Here is a 5,067-nt window from a genome sequence, read left to right as displayed (position 1 = left end):
GTTAATTCCCAGATATCAATACTTTCCGGAGTGGTGATAATCAGAAGCCGACCATCCAGGTTGAATTGAGGTTTAAGAGCGAAATATCGGGTTGGCCGGTTACAGCATTCAATGATTCTCTTTTTTTCACGCCACTGCCCTTGCGGGTCACGGGCAAAAATGACGACAAATAAATAACGCTGTTGAATATCATTGTGATGTGAATCATTGCCGACCTCCTCAAACCATGTAGCAAAATGGCGGTTATCCGGACTGAATACCACGTCAAGATCAAACTCAAAGTTGCTCACTTTTTCGCCGCTGGGCGTTTCTTTCAGATCATCAGGAGGGTCGGTAACAACAATGTCACCCGTTTGTGACCAGGAACCATCGTCTGCCCGGCTCATCACCTTGATGCGTGGTCCACTATAAAGCACAAAATGATTGCTGTCGGCACTGAACAGCCTATGACGAAGTATTGTATTAATGTTGCCTTTATTGATCCACTGCCCATCAGCCCCCCGACCGAGAATAGCAACAGCGTAGTTCATGTTAATACAGACCAGTGATCTGGCATCAGGTGACAGGTACATGCCAATGATATGCCTATCCTTACATTCAGGAAAAATCTCACCCGATGTCAGTTGTTGCTCAACCCACGAATTATTTTTGCGTTCATAGACAGACAGAAAATGCTCTTTGCCAGTGTAATTGTAACGAAACGGTACTCCCCCAATGCTCAACGCAGAGGGTTGCTCGACAAATAAAATATGGTCGGCCTGCTGATGACCATATTTGACCGGGGAATCGTGTTTGATCTCAGCTTCCCTGACCCATTGACCATCAGGACCCGGAGTCAGGATATCGCTGTAGTTATCCGCCTTCCCCTCAATGACAATGGGAATATGATCACGCAGATGATGGTTGTGGCGAACATTTAAAATGCCACTGGGTATAAGTGTCAGTGCGGCCCCATCAAGAATCTGCTGGCGCAAATGGCTGGCATAGCAGGAGTAAAAGGCCGGGCCCTGTTGTGCAGGGAAATGACGAACAGAAAATATAGACAATGTCCTGAGGTACTCAAGGAGTAGATGACTGGACTGAATGATTGCCCGGCACGAAGTCTGCCTTTGTTTGGTCTGGGAGAGGAAGTGATGGACCTCTTCCAGACCGCATAACCTCAGGCGATCTCTCATTGTCGGCGATGTTTGCCCAAAATTATTGAGATCTTCGATGGATAAATAGCTGGCGATAATCTCGAGCACTTCCCGGGGCAGGGCAGCCCACCGCAGGTCGTGGCAAGTCATCGCCGTTGCTGAATCCGTTGAAGATACGGTTCTCGTCTTGTCAGGCACAGTAACCGCAATTGACAATGAACTGAGTTTGGGAATGACATCAGAGACCTCTGCAATGTTTGACGGTGCATCTTGCTTTGCTCTGTTGGCTGGCGCGCCAGTATCAGGAGCGGGTTCGTTTATTTTTCTGCCAATCAGACCATCCATAGCTAATCTCCCTTCTGTCATGCGGAGGACGTTACTGAAATTGTTTAATGATTCGACCTTAAGACAGAAGAAAAGTTCTATTTGGATGGTTACCCGTAACCAGTGGTCGACATCAGCGGCCCGGAAAGCTCATCATGAGCAAACGGTTATTAAGCGTCCAATGATTCATAAATCGAATTCAAATTCACGCTGCTCAAAAATTCTCCGGCAATTTTTGTCAGCTCATCGGATTTGAGTACCAGAGCGTTACTGACGTTGAGTGTCTGCTGCAAGAAAACATTGTCAACAGACTTCCCAAAATCACTAGAGGTATCAATTTCGGATATCATGGCATACAGTTCTTCTGGCGAGGATGGATTATGAGCGCCATAGTTGTTTTTAATGCTCGTGTCCTCCCCGATGGTAGCTCTGGCCCAACAGAAGGTTAAGTGACCGGCTTTAGAGTGTGTCACTTCATACAGGTAATGACTGAAGGCCTGCCGAATCGCTTGCCTGCATCTGTCTCTTAAATTATGCAAAGGCTTTGTATCCTCCCGTGACAATTTAAGGGGTTTTAAAATGGCTCTGTGCTCGTTTTCAATATCAAGCTTTTTGTTCTCATAGTCTGTCTGCTGAGCTTGATATTCCTGATTGGAACGCATTGATTTTCCATAGATTGTATGATGGAACTCACTCTTCAGATCATCCAGGGCGCAGTGAAGTTCATCTACAGCCTTGTTATATTGTTCGCTTTTTTCCAATAAATACTGTAAGTGCGGGCTGCTCTCAACTTTTCGTTGATACAGGGCTTCGACCTTTTCATTAAACGCTGTGTGGCGCCAGGAAGGTTGCCCCAGGATAATCACCGGACGCTGGTTCGCTTTGCCCGAGTTTAACTTTGGAAACGCAGGTTGATGCACCAGCATTCGTTCTATATTCGGAATGCCTCCGGGTTGGTCCGTCCAGGTGTTCTGTATAGATGAGATGGTCATACTACCTTCAAGGAATGACGAAAACCCATCATGACCATGAGTGACGAACAAAGTGTCGCCTTTTCTCTTTTGGAAGTCTTTATACGCCAACTGCCACACCTGGCTATTTTTTTCTTTGGAGAAGAATTCCCTGTACCATTTTTTCAGACAATGGGCGGCTTTATCCTTCAGTTCATCGACACGGGTCAGACGCACCAATAGACTATGATGTTCATCAGCCTCCATAATGTGGCTCTTGTAGGTCGCCAGTGGATCCAGCCAACCCGATTCCAGAGCTTCAATGGCAAAGTGAATAACCGAAGGTATGGCTAAGTTACGGTATTTAAGTATATTTTGCATTGAGCGCAACCACTCGAGAGGGCTTGCTCCGGCCTCAACAACCAGTTTTGAATGGAGTAACTTGAGCTGTTCTGTGACCCGATCTTCGTCACTTTCGTATAATATTTTTCTTACTGCCTCTGACATGGGTTTAACAATACGACAATCGTCTTCAATGATTACAGCGCCGACCAATGCCATCACATCCTTGCCCAATGCTTTTGTCTCCAGCAACTCTATGATTGAGACACCCATGGCAAAACTGGTTAAATCTTTTTGCAGCCAAAGGTTCCTTACCATTTCGGCAATACTTAAATGGGTTTCCGGCAATGCGCTATTTGTCTCAAGGGCTTTTTTCAGTTCCTCAGGACTCACATCACAGGCTTTGGCCAGGGTTTGCTGTTGTAATGAATCAGCCCCTTTCAGGAGAGTCTTAATCTTTCTCGTCTCAGTACTGGAAGCACTGACCATTTTGGTAGGCTGGAATTCGGGTGTAATTTCTGTTTTCCGTACTGGTGCTCCGTCCAAATCTACTGACTCCCAGGTTTGGCCTCCATCCACAGAATACTCGGCAAAGCAGTGTCCAGCGTTATCAATTTGCCGACATGAAATCCCGAAATAACGACAAAAAGCAATGAAAACAGGCACGCGATGGCGACAGCTCCCTTGCCTTTGTGTTACGAGGAATTTGAAGAAATTCTTATGCTTCTCTGGTTTAGCCTTGCCGGTGAACTTCCGGCAATAGTTCGTGATCGTCTCAATTCGTTGCGTCGTGCCTCGCGCCTTTTTTAAGGCCCGCAAAAACCTCCGTACTTTGGATGATGGTTGTTCGGCAATGTTGTCAAACAGGCTGTTCAAAACTGTTTTCATACCTTCTGAACAACGGGTGTCAGGATGCGTTGATCGTTTTGGCCGGGCTTCTTTAGCAGGCGTTTTTTTGCCCGGTTTTCTGGTTTCCAGGACATAAACACACCGAATACTCTGTTCAGCGTCAGCTGCCGGAACAGACAGTGTGTGAAGCCCGGTATATCGATCCCTGATCAGCGTAAATGCCAAATCGGGTTCTATACGCAGGGCCACGATGTAGTCGTTAGCCGTCAGGCTGGGCAATGCATATTGGCCATCGTCCGATGAGATGTCCAAGGTTGCCAGCGTTTGATCGCTGGCTAATGTCAGCTCCTGTCCATGTTCTGGTAGCCGGGTGGGCATGAGGCTTTCGACTCCATGAATGTGTTGATCTACCAAATCGATCAGTTCGACACTACCCTCAGCAGAGACATCAATATCCCTGGCCCACTGGCGATGCATATGGGATGGATGGTTCCGGGTCTCAAAAATTTTATAAGCGCTAACTTGTGGCGTCTCCTCGTTCTCGTAGTTCGTTTCCCAATCCAATGTCATGGCCTGTTTTTCTTGGACTTGTGGGGTGTATTCTCCAGACTCGTCAACCCAATGGTTCAGCAGATCATTCATCTGATGCCAGAACGCAGTCCACCATTTAGCGCCATGGGCGTTCCATGCTTCTATGCGCTTATCAGCCTCCCGAAGATAAGGTTGGGAAGCTGGCATTTTCAACGTTAGTTTCTGTTCTTTCGTCAGGGAGAATAAGCCATTAGCGTCCATGCCCACCTGGCCAAATTCATGATCAAACCAGCGTTGCTGCCAGTGTCGGTAAAGTGCCTGGGTGAGAATATCGTCCGACTCGTCCGGATTCAGGGAAAGACCCGACGCCTGCCATCTGGCCTCAGCCACTCTCTTGATAATTTCTGTTCTGGCTTCCTCTTCATTCAGATCCGCCTTAACACGAATTTCATGGCGTTTTTCATCGATACTGTTGAAATCACTGCGGCGTACCAACCACGGACGATCAATGCCCGATACCGTTTGGTTGAACCATTCGCAAAGTCCAGAATCAAGCGCACTGTTATTCACGACAAGAGTTGATGACTCTGGCAGTGCTTCCAGCGATGTTTTTGCGGCCATCAGGTAAAGCCGATAGTGCTGATTGAGGCATTGATGAAGTCCGTTTTCGCTAAAATCGCCTCCCCGGATGACGGCCCTGGCCACATTCTGTAAATCAAGGCTGGTCGGCTGCAACGGCAGTTTTTTCCGTTGCAGGTAAGCCCTCAAACGACAATGTTCCTTAGTCAGCTGTTCAGCCAGAATTTTCCCCTGCGGGTTCTTTGGCAACACTTTCTCGGCAATGGTTTGCAATTCTGCCGGACTGTACTGCCGAATAGGCAAATGCCGGAAACGCCCTTTCAGCGCCGGTGATAATGGTTTTCGCCCGCTGTACT

2 protein-coding genes are annotated in these 5,067 nt (G+C 47.5%); both read right to left on the bottom strand.

Features of this window, described 5'->3' with window-relative positions:
- Positions 1–1,481 (bottom strand): F-box protein (locus KDK17_RS09005; protein WP_257287891.1); only part of this gene is annotated, 1,481 nt, incomplete at its 3' end.
- A 149-nt stretch (positions 1,482–1,630) separates the two neighbouring features.
- Positions 1,631–5,067: transglutaminase domain-containing protein (locus tag KDK17_RS09000; protein WP_257287890.1), on the bottom strand; the 3,437-nt coding region annotated here is incomplete at its 5' end.

It is taken from the genome of Endozoicomonas sp. SESOKO2, from assembly GCF_024606245.1.
In the GTDB taxonomy this organism is placed as follows: domain Bacteria; phylum Pseudomonadota; class Gammaproteobacteria; order Pseudomonadales; family Endozoicomonadaceae; genus Endozoicomonas_A.
This window is presented reverse-complemented; position numbering and strand designations above follow the sequence as displayed.